The organism is Bacillus sp. M5A3_1b, from assembly GCF_053345335.1.
Genome location: NZ_JBKEZY010000007.1, coordinates 142,348 through 161,607, shown reverse-complemented (window position 1 = coordinate 161,607; position 19,260 = coordinate 142,348). Strand labels below are relative to the sequence as shown.

The window sequence follows — 19,260 nt, the reverse complement described above, 5'->3', positions numbered from 1 at the left end:
AGAAAGCATAGTGTTTATGAATAACGCTATGTTTTTTTTGTTAAAGTGAATTTTAATATAATTTAGAAAATTAAGCTATATTAGTAGAGGATTTATAGTAAATTCGGTATACTGAATAGTAGAGAAAATGAGGAGGAAACGACAATGGCACATCATACGAAAGAAACGATGGAACTTATTAAGGAGCTTGTCTCTATTCCGAGTCCGTCTGGAAATACAGAGAAAATCATTCGTTTTATTGAAAACTATGTAAGTGAGTGGAACGTAGAAACGAAGCGTAACAATAAAGGCGCTCTTATTTTAACGGTAAAAGGGAAAAATGATGCACAGCACCGTTTATTAACGGCACACGTTGATACGTTAGGGGCGATGGTGAAAGAAATTAAGCCTGACGGTCGTCTAAGTCTTTCTATGATTGGCGGATTTCGCTGGAACTCTGTAGAGGGGGAATATTGCGAAATTGAAACATCAAGCGGTAAGACTTATACAGGAACGATTTTAATGCATCAAACATCTGTGCATGTATATAAAGATGCAGGTGAAGCGAAACGCGACGAGAAAAATATTGAGGTTCGTATTGATGAGCGTGTCTTTTCAGCTGATGAAGTACGTGAATTAGGAATTGAAGTAGGAGACTTCGTTTCATTCGATCCGCGCGTTCAAATTACAGAGAGTGGATACATAAAATCACGTCATTTAGATGACAAAGTAAGTGTTGCGATTTTATTAAAATTAATTAAGAGATTACAAGACGAAAACGTAACATTACCATATACAACGCATTTCTTAATTTCTAATAATGAAGAGATTGGATACGGTGGTAACTCTAACATTCCAGAAGAAACGGTTGAGTATTTAGCGGTTGATATGGGAGCGTTAGGTGATGGTCAAGCATCTGACGAATATACAGTATCTATTTGTGCAAAAGACTCTAGCGGTCCGTATCATTATGCACTGCGTAAACATTTAGTAGAGCTTGCGAAAACGAACAATATTGAATATAAAGTAGATATTTATCCTTACTATGGATCGGATGCATCAGCTGCGATTCACGCTGGATTTGATGTGAAACATGCATTAATTGGAGCGGGTATTGATTCTTCTCATGCATTTGAGCGTACACATGAAAGTTCGATTGCACATACAGAAGCGTTAGTATATGCATATGTAATGTCTCATTTAATTGAAGAATAATTTCATAGAAAATAGAGAGAGCTGATTAAAAATATTATTTTTAATCAGCTTTTCATTTTGGGGGGCAAGATGAAGAAATTATTGATGGGTAGTATCGTCGTAAGTTTAGCGTTAAGTGGATGTGCTCAAGAAGGTTCAGATGAAAAAGTAGTGACGAAGGTAGAGGATACCGAGGGGAATAAAAAAGAGAGTAGAAAAATACAAGGATCACAAATAAATCCACAAGTGCAAAGTCGCTACACTGTTTCAATGAATTCTACTGAGGGAGAAGCGTATACTTTGCATGTTTTTTCGAATAATGAACAACATGAAACGCAAAAAGAGCCTTGGGTTGGTGCACAAGAAGGGGATCAAATATATAAAGGTGAATATCAGCTTGCCTTACAATCTACAAGCGCGACATTATATTTGCAAGAGGCGAAAATTGGAGAGTTTGTATTTAATACGTCTAGAAAAAATGGATTTGTAAGTAAAGGTACACCAGATTTTTTCGTAGCACTGCAACGTGAGTCTTCTAATTTTTCAACAGCGAAAGCTTTTTACATTCATAAAGGGAAAGTGCTCGAAGTGAAAATTAATGAAGATGATTTTGGTATTGCAGGAACTTGTTTTAAAGCTTTAGATAAAGGGAAGTTTCTTATTGGGAATTATGATAATGGAGAAGGAATGTGGTATTTTTCAACTTTCCAAACCGATCTTGAAACGGGAAAAGCGAAACGGGTTGATCAGAAAAAAATTCCTTTAGAGGAAGGGAATGTATACGTTAAGGACAATTTCAAATGATACATTAGGAGAAGCAACTGATGGTGGTATGCTAGATTACTAGGAAGAACAAGTTCAGAATGTAACTTCTTTCTGTTAATAAAAATAAAGAGATTGCCAATAGGCAGTCTCTTTTATTTATTAACGTTTCTCTTTATTTCCGGCATGTGATATCATTTAATTTTACGTAAAAAAGATATTCGAATAATTGTAATCATAATAATTTTAAACGATAAAGGATGATAATAGATTGAGTAATCATAGTACAACACCTGCATGTATATATACGTATGCATTTCGTGAGGAGGAGCGTGCTTTATGTTATTTGGAAATGCGCTCGTTCTTTGGAATGGAGTCTCACGTTAATATTTTGAAAAGTGATGTCAAAATTGACCCGAGTAGAAGTGCATTTATTAAAGAGCGCGTTGAGGTTATGTATGAAGGAGACGACTTAGAAAGTATTTTAAAACAAGTGGAACAAATTGATTTGGCGGGAGCGTCGTTTAAAGTTATCTTCGTTAAAATCAATGACCTGGTTGGAGAAAATAAAATTGAATATGGGGAAAGACGTCTCATTGAACGAGACCTCGGCATGCATATTGAAGGAGAAGCGGATGTTCGTAATCCAGAGCGTGTATTCGGGATTGTTCCTCTTGGAGGACGCTGGTACTTCGGACACTATGTAGAAAGTGAACCAGTTTGGTATCATCACATAAAAAAACCGCATAGTTATTCGACATCTCTTAGCACACGTGTTGCGAGATCGGTTGCCAATATCGCTGTACCAAATCCAGATGGAGTAAGAGCAATTGACCCGTGCTGCGGTATTGGAACAGTAGTAGTAGAAGCACTTTCTATGGGAATTAACATCGTTGGTAGAGATATAAACCCACTTGTAGTTCTTGGAACGAGAAAAAATATCGCACACTTCGGATTTGAAGGAACAGTAACAAAAGGCCCAATTGAAGAAATTACTGAGAACTACGACGTTGCAATTATCGATATGCCGTACGACTTATTTACGCATGCAACACCAGAAGACCAGTTCTCTATTCTTTCAAGTGCGCGCCGCATCGCTAAAAAGGTAGTCGTTGTCACGATGGAAACAATGGACGACATGATTCATGAAGCAGGATTTGAAATTACAGATCGCTGTATTACAAGAAAAGGATCATTTACTAGACAAATTCTTGTTTGTGAATAAGAAAGGAAGGTCACCCGTTTGGGTGACCTTTTTTGTTTGATATTGATGTGTGATTGGTTGGTGGAATGGAGGAGTGATTTGACGTAATTTGTCGGTAAGTCGATATATTTAAAAAATCGTTGATATATTGTACTGAATCGCTGATATATTTGAAAAATCGTTGATATATTCCGAGAATCACCGATATCGCTACATTAGCATATTACTGTTCTTTTAATTTCTCTTGTTGTGCAAGTAATAAATTGCGTAATACGTGTCCGCGGTAACTTTCTAGTTTTCGCCCTTCGTGGTAACGCACGCCTAATTTTTTTAGTTCGGCTACGTACCAGCCTTTTGTTCCGTAGTACATTGGATCACTTCCTTTTTGCTTTTGAACAGTATATGTGGCGGGGGGAGAGAATTTTCTATTTTATTCAGCATTAGTGCTACAAATTTGAAAAACATGTAAGAAGAATATGATATCACTTCTATTTTTAGTTTATAAAAATAGGCTTTATAGTAAGAATTTCTAAAAATATAAAGGGGGAATATGCTTTGTTTCCAGGTACTTTATATGAAACACATGTTAAAACAAGAAATTTAGAAGTAGCAAAAGAATTTTATACTAAACTTGGATTATTTCATGCTCGCACAATTGAAGAACGACGTGTAGCATTCTTTTGGTTTGATAAAGATAATAAGAAGGAACAAATGCTGGGCATTTGGGAGGTATCAGAAGAGGAATTCAATAAAAGTCACTTTGCATTCAAGGTTAATTATGAAGAAATCATTCATGCAAGAGAATGGCTTCTTAATAAAGGAATAAAACCAAGAGCCGCTTTCGGTCTTGAACCTTCCGAGCCTATGGTCCAGACGTGGACACCTACTGCGAATCTTTATTTTTATGATCCTGACGGTAATTCTTTAGAGTTTCTATGCTTACTTCCTGAAAAGAAAAACGTAAAACAAGATGTCATGTATTTAAGTGAGTGGGAAAAATTACCGAGTGAAATATAAATTTGATATTGGCTCAAATCCCGCAAAATAATTTAAAAAGGAACCATAACTTTGCTCAAGTAGTGACGTTATGGCTTTTTTGTTTTGTGCTGGTTAATAATCACTAACTGTCTACTGTATAAAAAAATAGACAGTAGTGTATGCTTTTTTTTACAATGTATACAAATTTATACCCTATGCGTTGGCATGATATTTGCAATAAAAATAGTATCAACATATAGGGGAGAGATAGAAATGAAGGTTAGTAAAGTGTACACGACAATTGATGCTCACGTAGCTGGGGAACCGCTTCGAATTATTACAGGCGGCGTGCCAGAAATAAAAGGAGAAACGCAGCTAGAAAGACGCGCGTACTGTATGGAGAATTTGGACCATCTTCGCGAGGTTCTTATGTATGAACCGAGAGGGCATCACGGTATGTACGGTTGTATCATTACTCCACCTGCAAGTGCTCACGCTGATTTTGGTGTATTATTTATGCACAATGAAGGCTGGAGTACGATGTGTGGTCATGGCATTATTGCTGTTATTACAGTCGGAATTGAAACAGGTATGTTTGAAGTGACAGGTGAGGAACAAAAGTTCATTATTGATAGCCCTGCTGGGGAAGTGATTGCGTACGCAAAATATAACGGGAGCGAAGTAGAGTCTGTATCATTTGAAAACGTTCCTTCATTTGTATATAAGAAAGATGTTCCTATTAAAATAGATAACTATGAATTTCAAGTAGATATCGCGTTTGGCGGAGCTTTTTATGCGGTAGTAGATAGTAAAGAATTTGGTTTGAAAGTTGATTTCAAGGACTTATCTGCTATTCAAACGTGGGGCGGTAAAATTAAGCACTACATCGAGAGCCAAATGGAGGTAAAGCACCCACTTGAAGAAGGGCTAAAAGGAATATACGGCGTTATTTTCTCAGATGAACCGAAAGGGAAAGGCGCAACTTTACGAAATGTAACGATTTTTGCTGATGGGCAAGTAGATCGTTCTCCTTGTGGCACAGGAACTTCCGCAAGAATCGCAACTCTTTTTGAAAAAGATGCTTTACAAAAGGGAGAACTTTTCGTCCACGAATGCATTACTGACGGGAAATTCGAGGGGGAAGTATTGTCGGTAACAGCGGTAGATACATATGAAGCTGTCGTTCCGAAAGTAACGGGGCATGCATTTATTACAGGGTTTCATCAGTTCGTTATAGATCCGAGAGATGATTTGAATCGGGGATTTTTGTTAGGATAAGAGGAGGAGGTGGAAAGATATGCTAGTCATAAGCGCGAACGAACAACGAAACTTAGTAAATATGAATGAAGTCATTGAATACGCGGCGCTTGCTTTAAAAGAATTTTCCGCAGAAAGAACGATTACACCAATTCGCGGCTCATTGCCATTTGCGAACGAGCAAAATACGGCATTAATTATGCCTTCAGTAGCGGAAGGACTTGAGGCACTTGGCTTAAAGGTCGTAACAGTAGTCCCCGAGAACAAAAAGATAGGAAAGAAAACGATAAACGGGATTGTGATGCTATCAGACTTTCAAACGGGAGAACCGCTCGCACTTTTAGAGGGGTCCTACTTAACGATGATTCGAACAGGGGCCCTATCAGGAGTAGCGACAAAACATTTAGCTCGTCATAACGCAAAAACTTTATGCATAATCGGGACCGGTGAACAGGCGAAGGGAATTGCCGAAGCAGTATTTGCGGTAAGAGATATCGAAAAAGTCATTTTATACAATCGAACAGAAGAAAAAGCGTATGCATTTGCGCAATTTATACAAGAGAGATTCAATAAACCTGCATATGTTCACACAAATGCAAATGAAGCAATAAGCGAAGCTGACATTATTGTCACAGCTACGAACGCATCCACACCAGTCTTCTCAGAAAAACTACAAAAAGGCGTCCACGTAAACGCCGCCGGCTCATTCAAACCGAACATGCAAGAACTACCATCCCACGCCATTGCTAATGCAAACAAAGTAGTAGTCGAATCAAAAGAAGCAGCACTAGAAGAAACAGGTGACCTTCAAGTTCCGATACAAGAAGGTCTATTTGAGGCAAGCAACATTTACGCTGAACTCGGACAAATCATAAGCGGAGAAAAAGCAGGTAGGGAGAACGATGAAGAGATTACTGTTTTTAAATCGGTTGGTTTGGCAGTAGTAGATATTATCGTTGCGAAGTATTTGTATGAGAAAGCGGTGGAGCGCGGAGTGGGGAATAGGATTGAGTTTTGAGGGACCGCCTTTTGGTGGTCTTTTTCTGCGTAAAATCTTGTAAAGTAAGATGGAATATTTGAAAATTCATAATAAAACATTATAATATATTTAGTGAAATTAACCAATGCATACTTTACTCATTATGTATTAAAGGGGAAATGAAAAAAGCTTGGTCAACGGTAGCGGGGTGGTTTAATTAACATGAAAAGGAATACAGATTTTAATAAAAAAGCTTTTGAATATTATATGGCTCTTTATGCTGTAAATGATATAAGAGCGACTATAATTACTCTTGTTATTGGGATAGCAGATATATTTGTGCTTTTGCCTGCTTTTGCGAATCCTGTTCAACCACTATATATGTATATTATAGTTCCACCAGTTGTTTTTTTAAATGTATGGACAATATGGATTGTTATAAATCCTAGGAAACGGCAATTACAATACACTCTATTTCGTGGGGTATTTGGCATCGTATGTTCAGTAGGATTATTAGTTATAACCCAAAAGTTTGCATATGGAATGTTAGGATTACAAACTCCCATCTATTTTGTTTTTTCAGTTGGTTTGTATATTTTTGCTTTGAATTAGTATTATAAAAATCATATTAGAAAACTTCAGGGACCAATCAAAAAATCAAAGTCATCGAAAAAAAACTCTGGTTTCGGAGTATTGGCTTTTGTAGGATTGGGTCAACTCATTGCTAATATCAGTCTTGGTTTTGCAACACAAAAGATGGTAGCAATTGTATTAATGTGTGTATACTCCATGCTTTCGTTTATTTTGTTTCATTTCATTATGGAACTCCATAGGTACTATTATTTAAGGAAGCATATAGAAGATGGGGGTAGAACACATGAAACCTTTTAAAGAGTCTGTATTGAATATATAAGTATATAATCGCGGTTCTCCTATAGTCAGTAAAGACTACGGAAAAGAAAAGGGAGAAGCAAGATCATGAATATAGAATTACATTTAGATAAAGGAAGGACGGGGAATAGGATTAAGTTTTGAGACTGCCTTTTGGTGGTCTTTTTTGCATAAAATCTTGTAAATCAAGAAAAAGTAGGATATTTAATGATTAGAATTGAATATTTATATTCTAATATTCAATAGAAAGATAAAACGTTTAAAAGTTCAGAATAATAGATTATAATATGTTTAGTAAAATTAACCAATATATATTTTGCTCATTATGTATTAAAGGGGAAATGAAAATGGCTGGACAAATTCGTATGTCACCAGAGGAGCTTAAATCGAAAGCGACTCGATATGGACAAGGTGCAAATCAAATTGAGGACATTTTAAGTCAATTACAAAACTTACAAAATGAATTAAGAGGAGAATGGGAAGGTCGTGCTTTCGAAGGTTTTGATCAACAGTTCAATGAATTAAAGCCAAAAGTACAAAACTTTGCACAGCTATTGCAAGAAATTAATATGCAGCTGAATAAAACTGCAGAGGCTGTTGCTTCTCATGATGAAGAATTATCACGTAATTTCGGTTTGAAATAAAAATTGCTTTACTCTATATAACAAGCATTTCAAATGAGCCATACAGCTTATATTGTATGGCTCATTTGATTGCATGCCCAGCGAGTGATATTGATAGGGATATATATTTAATGAGATTTCTTTGATGCGTTTGGAAAACTTATAGAAAGGGTTTGAAAGAATGGGACAATTTCAAAGTAATTTACAAACAGCAACGCAAATTGCTACGAAAATGGGATCAGCCTCTGATAGGATTCAAAGTGCAACAAGTCGTTCTATAACAAAGGCGACGCGTACAACGTTGTCTGTTAATTTCAAATCACAAGAAGCGAATCAGCAAGTTTTAGACTTGACGAAACAATTTTCCGCCGCCTTTCAACAAGCGGTTGATAATATTCATTTGGTATCTAATGAATTTGAGAGAATGGATAACGAACTTCACAATACTTTTCGCTAATGTGACAACCTACGTAAAGTAAAATAGTAGGAGGAATATGATGAGTCAAGATATTGAAAAACAAATTAATCAAGTAAATCAAAAGTTACGAAGTGTATTTGAAGAACAGGATCGAAATCAATCTGCGATTCAAAAACAGGAAAAAGTAGAAGAAGATTTTCATGCATGGAAGAATCAAAACCATCGTTTGTTTGATCGTATTTTAGGAACTTGGCATAAAGATAGAGAAATGTCATTGTTTTTTATGGATATGCGTCAAGAAGCACAATACATAGAACGAAAACTTACATTTGAATTGGAAAGCCAAAAAGAAACATTGTTTAAAGAGAAACGAGATCTTAGTGACTTAGAAAATGATCTTTCATATCAGCAACAACAATTAGTAAAGGAGGCTAATTCATGAGTTTAAATATGTATTTGGGAGAAGTACGAAGCCAAGCTCAAAGCATGAATGCTGTATGTACCGCTACCATTCAAGGTATGGAACAAGCCATTCAGTCGATTGACGCTTTTGCAATTGATACTGTTCTACAAGGACAAACTTATAGCAGTGCAAAATCATTTTTTGTACAAACCTTTCGTCCTTTAGCACAAGGAATCATTTACTTATGTGAAGAATTAATCCGTCAAAATGATGCTTTTCCAAGTGACTTTCAATCACAAGTAGCTTCGACAGATGTAATTGAACACGAGATATTAGAACAAATTCGAGAAATTGACCGAATGAAAACAAGTATGGAAGCTGTCAATCAAGCTATGCCAATGCCAGGTATGGATGCTATGGTAAATCTTTTTATTGTTATGAGGCAAAAACTGCAAGAAAAGCTGGATCATTTGTATCAATTCGATCAGAACTCTAGTAATAATTATAGTACAGCACTTCAATTAGCAGCTAGTATTGCTGCAGGTCTTGCGGAAGTTCAAAGTGGGAAAGGGTTTAGTGTTGTCAGCGGTACATTTAGTACACAAGGATTGAATATGGATTGGATGGGGCCTATTCAAAAAATTACAGAAGATAGAGCTCGTGAAGTTGAAAGGTTAAATAAGGATTCTGAATCTGGTGAAGTAGATAAAAAAGATTCATTTTTAGGTATGACTGGATTCAGTTGGAATGCACCATTGGATGGACCGGGGAATACATTCGGAACACTTACAGGTGCAGTTGTAGTAGGGAATACAGCTCATAAAGTAATTAATGGTTATAAGGTAACATACGATTTGGACAGAAGGGCACAACGCGTCCTTGTAAGAGAATATTCCGGTTTTAAGGGCAATAAAAAAATTAATGGAAAGTATAGGGATTATAAGATTTATTATGTAGATGATGTCGCGGCAAAAATGAAAAATGGAAATGCTAGCAAGACGATAAAAGAAATAGATGCTCTTATAAAAAATGGAAGTGTGGTAAGTGCGTCTAAAATGGCTTTAAAGGATAAGCTTGGATGGTTTAGTGTGGGTATAGACTCATATATGGATACAAGTGAGAATATCAAAAATAATGAATCAAGTGATAAAATCGCAGGAGATATTATTGGTAATGTTGTTGTAGGAGGAGCAGTAACCGTAGGGGCAACAGCTCTTACAGTTATGGCCCTTCCAGCAGCACCAGTTCTGGCGGTTGCCGCAGTTGGATTTGCTGTTTCAGTAGGACTAACATATTTCACAGAAGGTGTGAAATGGGATGTTGATTTAGATGGTGATGGTGAAGATGACAGTATTAAGGATATGGTGAAAACGGGTGCGAAAAAAGCTTGGTCAACAGTAGCGGGGTGGTTTAATTAATATGAAAAAAAGTATAGATTTTAATAAGAAAGCTTTTGCACATTATATGGCTCTTTATCCTGTAAATGAAATAAGAGTCCACGTAATTGGTCTTGTCCTTTTGGGGGCAGACGTGTTTGTTCTTTTGCCTGCGTTCGCGAATCCTTTTCGATTACTCTATGTATATATAGTAACTCCTCCAGTTATTTTTTTAAATTTGTGGGCGATATGGATTGCTATCAATCCTCGGAAACGACAATTACAATACACTCTATTTCGAGGAGTATATGGCACCATATGTTCAGTCGGATTATTGGTTATAACGCAAAAATTTGCCTATGAAGTGTTGCAATTACAAACTCCTATCTATTTTATTCTTTCATTTGGTTTGTATGGTGTTGCTTTGTATTATTTTTATAAAAATCATATTGAAAAACTTCAGGAACCAAGAAAAAAATCAAAGTCGTCGAAAGGAACTGGTGGTGTAAAAGTAGCAGCTATTGCAGCTGGATTGGGGCAGTTAATTGCTAATATAATTCTTAGCATTGCAACACAACAGATGGGGGCAATTGTATTTATGTGTGCATGCACAGTGTTTTCGTTTGGTTTGTTTTATATGATTATAGAACTCCATAAGTATTATTATTTACGGAAGCATATAGAAGATGGAGGAAAAATACGTATAGGCTTTTAAAGAGGATTTGTTGCATTTCAAGTATATAATCGCATTCTTCTTATAGTTGGTTAAAGGATAGAAACAATAGGAGGGAGAGTTAATCTCATGAATGTGGAATTACATTTAGATAGCAGAGATATCTTTTTCTACTTTGGGTGATAGGGATAAATAATACTTAATCGAAAACGACAGGATGGTGCAAGTGAGATTCTGCGCTATTCAAATAATCTTTGAAAAATATATCAGCCGTATAAGAAAGGGCGGAGAATTATGCAATTTTCTACAGAAAAGCTGTTACCAAATGGCTCTATTGTTCTGTTAAAAGGTGGGACAAAAAAGGTTGTAATTTACGGAAGAAAACAACTACTTATGGTTGAAGAACCGGTTATGTATGACTACATAGGCTGTTTTTATCCAGAAGGATATATTGATCCTGATTATACATTTGTATTTAATCATGATGCTATTGAAGAAATTATATTTGTAGGTTTTATAGATGAGGAAGAAGAGGCATTTGTAGGATTGCTTAATTGAATGTGATCTAGAAACAGGTGACCTCCAAATTCCGATAAAACTAGCAATCTCCACGCCGAACTTGGTTAAATTATAAGTGGAGAAAAAGCCGGCCGCGAAAACGACGAAGAGATTACTATTTTCAAATCAGTTGGTTTGGCAGTAGTAGATATTATCGTTGGGAAGTATTTGTATGAGAAAGCGGTGGAGCGCGGGGTAGGGAATAGGATTGAGTTTTGAGGGACTGCCTTTTGGTGGTCTTTTTTGCATGAAATTTTGTAAAGCAAGGAAAATTGAATATCAATATTCTAATATTCAATAGAAAGATAAAGTGTTTAAAAATTCATAATAAAATATTATAATTTTATTTAGTAAAAATAACCAATTTATATGTTACTCATTATGTATTAAAGGGGAAATGAAAATGGCTGGACAAATTCGTATGTCACCAGAGGAGCTTAAATCAAAAGCGACTCGATATGGACAAGGTGCAAATCAAATTGAGGATATTTTAAGTCAACTACAAAACTTACAAAATGAATTAAGAGGAGAATGGGAAGGTCGTGCTTTCGATGGTTTTGATCAACAGTTCAATCAATTAAAGCCAAAAGTACAAAACTTCGCACAGTTATTACAAGAAATTAATATGCAGCTTAATAAAACTGCAGAGGCTGTTGCTTCTCATGATGAAGAATTATCACGTAATTTCGGTTTGAATTAAAAACGCTTTATTCTATATAACAAGCATTTCAAATGAGCCATACAGATTATATTGTATGGCTCATTTGATTGCATGCCCAGCGAGTGATATTGATAGGGATATATATTTATTGAGGTTTCTTTGATGCGTTTGGAAAATTTAATGAAAGGGTTTGAAAGAATGGGACAATTTCAAAGTAATTTACAAACAGCAACGCAAATTGCTACGAAAATGGGATTAGCCTCTGATAGGATTCAAAGTGCAACCAGTCATTCTATAACAAAGGCGACGCGTACAACGTTGTCTGTTAATTTCAAATCACAAGAAGCGAATCAGCAAGTTTTAGACTTGACGAAACAATTTTCCGCTGCCTTTCAACAAGCGGTTGATAATATTCATTTGGTATCTAACGAGTTTGAGAGAATGGATAATGAACTTCATAATACCTTTCGCTAATGTGACAACCTACGTAAAGTAAAATAGTAGGAGGAATATGATGAGTCAAGATATTGAAAAACAAATTAATCAAGTAAATCAAAAGTTACGAAGTATATTTGAAGAACAGGACCGAAATCAATCTGCGATTCAAGCTCAAGAACAAGCGGAAGCAGATTTTTATGAATGTAGAAGTCGAAATCGTCGTTTGTTTGATCGAATTTTAGGAACTTGGCATGGTGATAGAGAAATGTCTCAGTTTTTTATGAATACGTATCAAGATGCACAACATATTGAACGAAAAGTCACATTTGAATTGGAAAACAAAAAAGAAACGTTGCTTAAAGAAAGACGAGAACTTAGTGATTTAGAAAACGACCTTTCCTTTCAACAACAACAATTAACAAGGGAGGTCAATGCATGAGTTTAAATATGTATTTGGGAGAAGTACAAAACCAAACTCAAAGTATGAATGCTGTATGTACGGCCACCATTCAAGGTATGGAACAAGCAATTCAGTCGATTGATGCTTTTGCAACTGATACTGTGTTACAGGGGCAAACATATAGCAGTGCAAAAGCATTTTTTGTACAAACCTTTCGACCTTTGGCACAAGGAATCATTTATTTGTGTGAAGAATTAATCCGTCAGAATAATGCCTTTCCAAGTGACTTTCAATCACAAGTAGCTTTGACAGATGTAATTGAACATGAGATATTAGAACAAATTCGAGAAATTGACCGAATGAAAACAAGTATGGAAGCTATCAATCAAGCTATGCCAATGCCGGGTATGGATGCTATGGCGAATCTTTTTATTGTTATGAGGCAAAAACTGCAAGAAAAGCTGGATCATTTGTATCAATTCAATCAGACCTCTAGTAATAATTATAGTACAGCAATTCAATTAGCAACTAGTATTGCTGCAGGTCTTGCGGAAGTTCAAAGTGGGAAAGGGTTTAGTGCTTTAACAGGCATATTTAGTGTGAAAGAATTAAATATGGAATGGGCAGTAGCTATTCAAAAAAAATCAGAAGATAAAGTTCATGCTGTTCAAATTGAAAAAGAAGTTGTTAAAAATGATTGGTTTTTGATGGATTCAAAAGAGGTAAAGGAAAAAGCTGAGGAAACAGCTAATGGAGTAGCAACAGTTACTGGAGTAGTTGTAAAAGGAATTGGTAGTATAATAAATGGTAAAAAGTATGAAAAATCATTTACTGAGGAAAAGGGATATGGTGGTATATTTATTAAAGGTCTTACACTTGAAGCAGAGCCATTTGTAAGTTCTCGTACTTATGATCAATTTAATGTAAAAGATAAAGAAAAGAGGGAACAAACTTATGGACCTAAAGTTGGGTTTACAGTAGCTCAAGCTGGAATAGAACAAGAGGATATTGTTTTTGGAGCTGGAGATGAAGCTAAAGTAGCGCTTGCTTCTGCAGAGTTAGGTGCTCATGTGGAAAATGGAAATTTACATATAGGAGCTGAAGCTACTCTAGTAAAATATGAGAGTGCTATAAAAATTCCTATTCCATTTATGGATAAAAAGTTACAAATTGGGGGATCTGCATCGCTTGGAACACTCGGTGGATCTTTTGAAGCTGGAAAAAGTGGATTCAAATTCCATGCACCATTTGGTCCTGGTGTAGGTTTATGGGGATTTGGTTTAGAAGTTAGTGTTAAGGAATAAAGGAGATAATTAGTATGAATAAAAAAGTGAAAAATTTTAAATATCTTATGATTATATTAGCTTGTATTGCAATTTTTGGTACAATTTTACCTAATGCATTGGATCCAAATGAAACATTAGCAGGTAACATTTCGGTTGCAGTTTTTGGTACAATTGGTACTTGTTTGTTGTTTTCTGTCACTTATTTCATTATAAAAAAGGCTATTTTAAGAAGGAGAAACTAAGATGGTACAAAATTTAGAGTTAGAATTACTTCCAATAGGTTCTGTTGTAATGTTTAAAGATTGGGAACATCCATTAATGGTTTATGGAAGAAAACAGATGGATTCTGAAACAAAAAGAACATGGGATTATGTATGTTGTTATTTTCCTCATGGTAATATTTCTTCGGAGTATAATTTCTTTTTGAATCATGAAGATATTTCTAGTGTTTTACATCTTGGTTTTATTAATGAAACAGAATTAGAGTTTCAAAAATTATTTAAAAAAGAAGTTGAAGAAAAACGGTGATTCTTTTAAGCTGTTAGTGTTTTTGAAATAGTTAATGGATGAATGTTAATACATATATATTTAAAGGAAGGGGAATCTCTATGAAATTGCTTCATTCATTTCTTATTTTCACTCTTGTTGTATTGTTAAGCGCATGTAATACAGCAACAAAAGTCACAAAGGTTCAAAAAAATGGCGAAACGACTTTAACAATTGGTTCTTTGCAGGGGTATTACGATGTACAAACTCTTAAAGCTGAAAAAGGAAATGTGGAAATTCCTTATGAGGCAGCAGTTGAAGAAGGTACGATTTTATTGCAAGTCACAAAAGACGATAAGGTCATTTATGAAGAAGAAGTCACTTCTCAAAAAGAAGGTTTGCTTTCTTTTGAAACACCAAAACCCGGATCATATGATTTAATTGTACGTGTGAAGGGTGAAGAAGAGAAAGCAAAAGGAATTCAAATACATACGAAGCTATGAAAAAACGGCAAGCGGAGTATACTCGCTTGCCGTTTCCATTTCCAGTTGGTTCTGGCATAACAAATACTCATCAATTTCAAGAAGTGAACGTAAAGTAATTCCGAAGTATACAATATTTTACTTTCAGCGATGTAATCCCTAATAAAAGATCAATAAATTTTATAATGTAAATATTTAATTCTAATCATTAAAAATCCTACTTTTTCTTACTTTAATTGTTTCTAAAATATAAAGAAGAATACCTAAACCAAATATTTTTTCAGTATTAGAAATATTATTACCTAATTTAATAATAGGTACATTTAAGCCAAATCTTTCACTCCATTCTAAAGGCATATATCCCCTCTTGCAGTTTATTAATATACGATTATCCATTGTACGAAAAGACGTTTCGAAAAAATCAAATTCCACTTCTATCTCAGAAATTTTTATCTCTTTTTCATTCATCAAAGAACCACGTACCATTCCAAATCCTTGTATCATATTTTCTTTAAACATACCTACACAATTATAATTCGAATCATAAATAGCCCAATCATAATTTTCAACTTCACTATGAAAGTATGCAAGAATTTCTCCATCACTTGCTTCCAATCCAACAACGTGTTTATTTTTTAAAGAAGATACTGTCATCATATCAGTTGAAATTAGCTTTGTCCCTGCTACATAAGCTCCATCAGGAGTATATAATCCAAAATGTTTATTACCTTCTGGTAATTCTAATAATACAAAAGTATTAGTATCCCAAAGTGTTATACTATTTTTAACACTATTTTTTTCTAATAACTTCCCTTTTCTTAATTGCAAAAAACCAATTCCTAAAAAAACAAACGAAACTATAACAATAAAAATAACCTGTCCCCAATTAATATGTCCCCACTTTTCATATACAGCACATAGTGCCAAAATAAAAACACCAATTCCAATAAAAAATTTAAACTTCCCTTTCTTTTTATAATACTCAAATAATTCCACATAAACACCTCTATCAGTTGGTCTTAATATTTCAATTACCCTTCAAATAGGGGGCACATTACCGAAAGTGAAAAATTGTATGCTAAGGTTGTAAAAACCTATTATATCAGGTTTTATAGAGAATATAAGTCTATGTTGATGCTACCCCTTATTATAGTTGTTTTATAAGTTTAGTGGTGAATTTTTTATTGTGAATAGAAAGGAGAATGATGTTGAAAATTTTTAAAAATACAATTTTATTTGTTTTATGTTTAGTAGTTTTTAGTGGTTGTTTTACAAGGGCAAACATATAGTAGTGCAAAATCATTTTTTGTAAAAACCTTTCGTCCTTTAGCGCAAGGTATTATTTACTTATGTGAAGAACTAATCCGCCAAAACAATGCCTTTCCAAGTCAATTTCAATCAAAGGTAGCTTCAACGGATGTTATCGAACAAGAAATAAGAGAACAAATTCAAGAAATTAATCAATCGATTGCAAGTATAGAAATGATGAATGCCGTTACACCAATGCCTGGAATAGATGCACTTGTGGCTGTTTTAGTTGAGATGAGAAAAAAACTTGAAGAAAAACTAGAGCATCTATATGAATTTAATTATACTTCTAGTAGTAATTATGATACAGTACTTCAACTAGCATCTAGTATTGCTGCAGGTCTTGCGGAAGTTCAAAATGGGAAAGGGTTTAGTCCGGTAAGTGGTACGTTTAGTACACAAGGTTTGAATATGGAATGGACAACTTCAATTCAAGCGATTACAGAAGAGAGGGCACGACAAGCTGCCAATTCAATTGAAGAAGGTGAAATGTGTGGTAAGCTACCGGAAAAATCTACTGGTGAAAAAATTTGGGACGGTATTGTAGATGGTACGGGACAAGCAGTTAGCGATACAATAGACGGAATAAAAGCTTTAGGAGATTGGGAAACGTGGGAAAACATGGGGAACGCTGCTTTGCACCCTATTGATACCCTTAGTACCATGTATAATGCATTGTCAGATTCATTTATTAATGATGTAATAAATGGAGATGCTGAAAGTCGTGCTAAATGGGGAAGTTATGCTTTAACACAAGTTGGATTAGGACTTATTGGTGATAAAGGATTAAGTAAAGCAAGTAAATTAGGTCAAGCGGGTAAAGTGACCAAACTAGCAAAAAACGAGATTCCGCAAACTTTTTCGCATATTACAAGTAATTTACAAATGAGAGATCGCTTTGCTTTTGCAGGTATGGGTACATTCAAAAATGAATTGCCTAAAGTTGAAGATTTATTTGTATATGCAAGTAGAGAAAAAAGTAAAGGATTAAATGATAATATAAATCAAACCTTTGGAGTTAAGAAGATTGAGGGGAAAAATTCTCATGAATCTAGGGGAGCTAGTTTAAAAGAAATTAAAAGACAATTAAATATACCTAGATTTCAACACCCGATTAGTCAAAAAATGGTACCATTAACAGATAGTAATGGTAAAAGGATATTAAATGATAATAAACAGCCTATTATGACTCGAGAATTAACATATGAAGTAAAAGGTCAAAAAATTATAATTCAAGATCATTCAGAGGGTCATAAGTTTGGAGAAGGTGGAATTGGAGATCAGCCACCGCATCATAATGTAAGACCTGAATACAATACACGAACAGGACAGGTAGATGGTATGGAGGATCATTATTATTTTGAGAAGAGAAATAAAAAATAGGGAGTATAAAAATGATTGATCAATTTAAATTTTTAAATCCACAAGCGTTAATTAGTATTTTTGGGAAAATACCAAAGTTTGAAGAATCAGAGTTATTAGATGTGCGTCTTAAAAGAGATGGTCCTACTTTAGTTATTCAATTGATGACAAAGGAAAATGTTGAAAACAAGCCAAAACGATGGAATAAGTGGGATGTAATTTATGTAGAGATATCTTTCTTTACTATTCATAATTTAACAATAAAAGGTTTAGGAACAGAAAATATAATTGATTATTTTGAAATAAATACGATAGAAGAAGGTTTATTAAAAATTAAGTGTAAGAATCAAATGTTAGTTGAGTGCTCGTTTGAATGGGCAAAGGTAGAAGGGGTAACCCCAGGCTTAATAGGATTACCATAATTTTGATGGGAAGTAGATAGTTAATTTTTATAGTATTCATATTTTAATATTTTTGGATTAAATAAGGAATGTATCAAGGACATTATCTTTTTCTTCTTTATTGATACCAATGTATTTAAGTGTAATTTGTGGTGTGCTGTGATTGAGTATGTCTTGCAACATGTATACATCTTTAGTTTGTTTATAGAACCAATAGCCGAAGATTTTGCTCATGGTGTGAGTCCCAATAGATTCGATACCAGCAAAATCTTTGGCTTTTTGAAATTTTTGATAAGCCTAGATCTTATTAATGGGTTGATCTTCTTTTCGAGAAGGGAATAATATTTCACAGAAGGTGTAAAATGGGATGTTGATTTAGATGGTGATGGTGAAGATGATAGTATTAAGGATATGGTGAAAACGGGTGCGAAAAAAACTTGGTCAACAGTAGCGGGGTGGTTTAATTAACATGAAAAAAAATACAGATTTTAATAAAAAAGTTTTTGAATATTATATGGCTCTTTATGCTGTAAATGATATAAGATCGACTATAATTACTCTTGTGATTGGGATAGCAGATATATTTGTGCTTTTGCCTGCTTTTGCGAATCCTGTTCAACCGATATATATGTACATAATAGTTCCACCAATTGCTTTTTTAAATGTATGGGCAATATGGATTGTTATAAATCCTAGGAAGCGGCAATTACAATACACTCTATTTCGTGGGGTATTTGGCATCGTATGTTCAGTAGGATTATTAGTTATAACCCAAAAGTTTGCATATGAAATGTTAGGATTACAAACTCCCATCTATTTTGTTTTTTCAGTTGGTTTGTATATTTTTGCTTTGAATCATTATTATAAAAATCATATTAAAAAACTTCAGGAACCAATCAAAAAATCAAAATCATCGAAAAAAAACTCTGGTTTCGGAGTAGTGGCTTTTGTAGGATTGGGTCAACTCGTTGCTAATATCAGTCTTGGTTTTGCAACACAAAAGATGGTAGCAATTGTATTAATGTGTGTATACTCCATGCTTTCGTTTATTTTGTTTCATTTCATTATGGAACTCCATAGGTACTATTATTTAAGGAAGCATATAGAAGATGGGGGTAGAACACATGAAACCTTTTAAAGA

Annotated in this window: 23 protein-coding genes and 6 pseudogenes; 26 read left to right on the top strand and 3 right to left on the bottom strand. The window is 34.6% G+C overall.

The window, feature by feature from the left end:
• Window positions 1-144 precede the first annotated feature (144 nt).
• The 3 genes from ACLBWW_RS20515 (at window position 145) to ACLBWW_RS20505 (ending at window position 3,160) form a co-directional block, all read left to right on the top strand.
• Complete coding sequence (locus ACLBWW_RS20515; RefSeq protein WP_048545609.1) at window positions 145-1,194, top strand: M42 family metallopeptidase; 1,050 nt, start codon at window positions 145-147, stop codon at window positions 1,192-1,194.
• A 69-nt stretch (window positions 1,195-1,263) separates the two neighbouring features.
• A complete protein-coding gene (locus tag ACLBWW_RS20510) occupies window positions 1,264-1,977 on the top strand; it encodes a hypothetical protein (protein WP_048545607.1) in 714 nt (237 codons plus the stop codon).
• Window positions 1,978-2,206: 229 nt separating this feature from the next.
• On the top strand, window positions 2,207-3,160 hold the full coding sequence (locus tag ACLBWW_RS20505; protein ID WP_048545605.1) for a TRM11 family SAM-dependent methyltransferase: 954 nt from the start codon (window positions 2,207-2,209) through the stop codon (window positions 3,158-3,160).
• A gap of 202 nt (window positions 3,161-3,362) precedes the next feature.
• Here the strand turns inward: ACLBWW_RS20505 and ACLBWW_RS20500 are convergent.
• Window positions 3,363-3,563: pseudogene (locus ACLBWW_RS20500) on the bottom strand (YflJ family protein); the annotation flags it as partial.
• Window positions 3,564-3,694: 131 nt separating this feature from the next.
• On the opposite strand from ACLBWW_RS20500, the gene ACLBWW_RS20495 reads away from it, so the two are divergent.
• The 19 genes and pseudogenes from ACLBWW_RS20495 (at window position 3,695) to ACLBWW_RS20405 (ending at window position 15,069) form a co-directional block, all read left to right on the top strand.
• Window positions 3,695-4,156, top strand: coding sequence for a VOC family protein (locus ACLBWW_RS20495; protein ID WP_048545603.1), 462 nt, complete (start codon window positions 3,695-3,697; stop codon window positions 4,154-4,156).
• A 186-nt stretch (window positions 4,157-4,342) separates the two neighbouring features.
• A complete protein-coding gene (locus ACLBWW_RS20490) occupies window positions 4,343-5,395 on the top strand; it encodes a proline racemase family protein (RefSeq protein WP_095205730.1) in 1,053 nt (350 codons plus the stop codon).
• 19 nt (window positions 5,396-5,414) lie between these two features.
• Window positions 5,415-6,392, top strand: coding sequence for an ornithine cyclodeaminase family protein (locus ACLBWW_RS20485; protein WP_048545599.1), 978 nt, complete (start codon window positions 5,415-5,417; stop codon window positions 6,390-6,392).
• 183 nt (window positions 6,393-6,575) lie between these two features.
• Window positions 6,576-7,244, top strand: a pseudogene (locus ACLBWW_RS20480) (hypothetical protein).
• A gap of 121 nt (window positions 7,245-7,365) precedes the next feature.
• Window positions 7,366-7,459 (top strand): annotated as a pseudogene (locus ACLBWW_RS20475) (ornithine cyclodeaminase); the annotation flags it as partial.
• A 132-nt stretch (window positions 7,460-7,591) separates the two neighbouring features.
• Window positions 7,592-7,888 carry a WXG100 family type VII secretion target gene (locus ACLBWW_RS20470; protein WP_000918602.1) on the top strand — a complete coding sequence of 99 codons (297 nt, stop codon included), beginning with the start codon at window positions 7,592-7,594 and terminating at the stop codon, window positions 7,886-7,888.
• A 160-nt stretch (window positions 7,889-8,048) separates the two neighbouring features.
• Window positions 8,049-8,324, top strand: coding sequence for a TIGR04197 family type VII secretion effector (locus tag ACLBWW_RS20465; protein ID WP_048545595.1), 276 nt, complete (start codon window positions 8,049-8,051; stop codon window positions 8,322-8,324).
• Window positions 8,325-8,364: 40 nt separating this feature from the next.
• A complete protein-coding gene (locus tag ACLBWW_RS20460) occupies window positions 8,365-8,727 on the top strand; it encodes a DUF3958 family protein (RefSeq protein WP_048545593.1) in 363 nt (120 codons plus the stop codon).
• Window positions 8,724-10,106: a T7SS effector LXG polymorphic toxin gene (locus tag ACLBWW_RS20455; RefSeq protein WP_048545591.1), complete on the top strand. Its 1,383-nt coding sequence runs from the start codon at window positions 8,724-8,726 to the stop codon at window positions 10,104-10,106. The genes ACLBWW_RS20460 and ACLBWW_RS20455 overlap by 4 nt, the downstream gene beginning before the upstream one ends.
• A gap of 1 nt (window position 10,107) precedes the next feature.
• On the top strand, window positions 10,108-10,779 hold the full coding sequence (locus ACLBWW_RS20450; protein ID WP_048545589.1) for a hypothetical protein: 672 nt from the start codon (window positions 10,108-10,110) through the stop codon (window positions 10,777-10,779).
• Window positions 10,780-11,031: 252 nt separating this feature from the next.
• Window positions 11,032-11,295 (top strand): DUF4176 domain-containing protein, encoded by a 264-nt coding sequence (locus ACLBWW_RS20445; protein ID WP_048545587.1) that lies wholly within the window; start codon window positions 11,032-11,034, stop codon window positions 11,293-11,295.
• A gap of 10 nt (window positions 11,296-11,305) precedes the next feature.
• Window positions 11,306-11,514: pseudogene (locus tag ACLBWW_RS20440) on the top strand (ornithine cyclodeaminase family protein); the annotation flags it as partial.
• A 184-nt stretch (window positions 11,515-11,698) separates the two neighbouring features.
• Complete coding sequence (locus ACLBWW_RS20435) at window positions 11,699-11,995, top strand: WXG100 family type VII secretion target (RefSeq protein ID WP_048545585.1); 297 nt, start codon at window positions 11,699-11,701, stop codon at window positions 11,993-11,995.
• 159 nt (window positions 11,996-12,154) lie between these two features.
• A complete protein-coding gene (locus tag ACLBWW_RS20430) occupies window positions 12,155-12,430 on the top strand; it encodes a TIGR04197 family type VII secretion effector (RefSeq protein WP_048545836.1) in 276 nt (91 codons plus the stop codon).
• A 40-nt stretch (window positions 12,431-12,470) separates the two neighbouring features.
• Window positions 12,471-12,833, top strand: coding sequence for a DUF3958 family protein (locus ACLBWW_RS20425; RefSeq protein ID WP_048545583.1), 363 nt, complete (start codon window positions 12,471-12,473; stop codon window positions 12,831-12,833).
• Window positions 12,830-14,098, top strand: a complete 1,269-nt coding sequence (locus ACLBWW_RS20420; protein WP_447614207.1) for a T7SS effector LXG polymorphic toxin — start codon at window positions 12,830-12,832, stop codon at window positions 14,096-14,098. The genes ACLBWW_RS20425 and ACLBWW_RS20420 overlap by 4 nt, the downstream gene beginning before the upstream one ends.
• A 14-nt stretch (window positions 14,099-14,112) precedes the next feature.
• Complete coding sequence (locus tag ACLBWW_RS20415; RefSeq protein ID WP_098068697.1) at window positions 14,113-14,322, top strand: hypothetical protein; 210 nt, start codon at window positions 14,113-14,115, stop codon at window positions 14,320-14,322.
• A 1-nt stretch (window position 14,323) separates the two neighbouring features.
• Window positions 14,324-14,608 (top strand): DUF4176 domain-containing protein, encoded by a 285-nt coding sequence (locus ACLBWW_RS20410; protein WP_000250499.1) that lies wholly within the window; start codon window positions 14,324-14,326, stop codon window positions 14,606-14,608.
• Between the two features lie 80 nt (window positions 14,609-14,688).
• Window positions 14,689-15,069 carry a BA_1872 family lipoprotein gene (locus tag ACLBWW_RS20405; protein ID WP_048545577.1) on the top strand — a complete coding sequence of 127 codons (381 nt, stop codon included), beginning with the start codon at window positions 14,689-14,691 and terminating at the stop codon, window positions 15,067-15,069.
• A 180-nt stretch (window positions 15,070-15,249) separates the two neighbouring features.
• Here the strand turns inward: ACLBWW_RS20405 and ACLBWW_RS20400 are convergent, their stop codons facing one another.
• On the bottom strand, window positions 15,250-16,044 hold the full coding sequence (locus ACLBWW_RS20400; protein ID WP_048545576.1) for a hypothetical protein: 795 nt from the start codon (window positions 16,042-16,044) through the stop codon (window positions 15,250-15,252).
• A 270-nt stretch (window positions 16,045-16,314) separates the two neighbouring features.
• Between ACLBWW_RS20400 and ACLBWW_RS20395 the strand changes: the two are divergent.
• The 3 genes and pseudogenes from ACLBWW_RS20395 to ACLBWW_RS20385 form a co-directional block, all read left to right on the top strand.
• A pseudogene (locus tag ACLBWW_RS20395) lies at window positions 16,315-17,272 on the top strand (cytoplasmic protein); the annotation flags it as partial.
• Window positions 17,269-17,739, top strand: a complete 471-nt coding sequence (locus ACLBWW_RS20390; RefSeq protein ID WP_371399647.1) for an HNH/endonuclease VII fold putative polymorphic toxin — start codon at window positions 17,269-17,271, stop codon at window positions 17,737-17,739. The pseudogene ACLBWW_RS20395 and the gene ACLBWW_RS20390, both read left to right, overlap by 4 nt.
• An 11-nt stretch (window positions 17,740-17,750) precedes the next feature.
• Window positions 17,751-18,140 carry an immunity 50 family protein gene (locus ACLBWW_RS20385; RefSeq protein WP_000566920.1) on the top strand — a complete coding sequence of 130 codons (390 nt, stop codon included), beginning with the start codon at window positions 17,751-17,753 and terminating at the stop codon, window positions 18,138-18,140.
• A 57-nt stretch (window positions 18,141-18,197) separates the two neighbouring features.
• Here ACLBWW_RS20385 and ACLBWW_RS20380 read toward each other — a convergent pair.
• Window positions 18,198-18,461: pseudogene (locus ACLBWW_RS20380) on the bottom strand (tyrosine-type recombinase/integrase); the annotation flags it as partial.
• Window positions 18,462-18,588: 127 nt separating this feature from the next.
• On the opposite strand from ACLBWW_RS20380, the gene ACLBWW_RS20375 reads away from it, so the two are divergent.
• On the top strand, window positions 18,589-19,257 hold the full coding sequence (locus ACLBWW_RS20375; RefSeq protein WP_048545574.1) for a hypothetical protein: 669 nt from the start codon (window positions 18,589-18,591) through the stop codon (window positions 19,255-19,257).
• The last annotated feature ends 3 nt before the right edge of the window (window positions 19,258-19,260 follow it).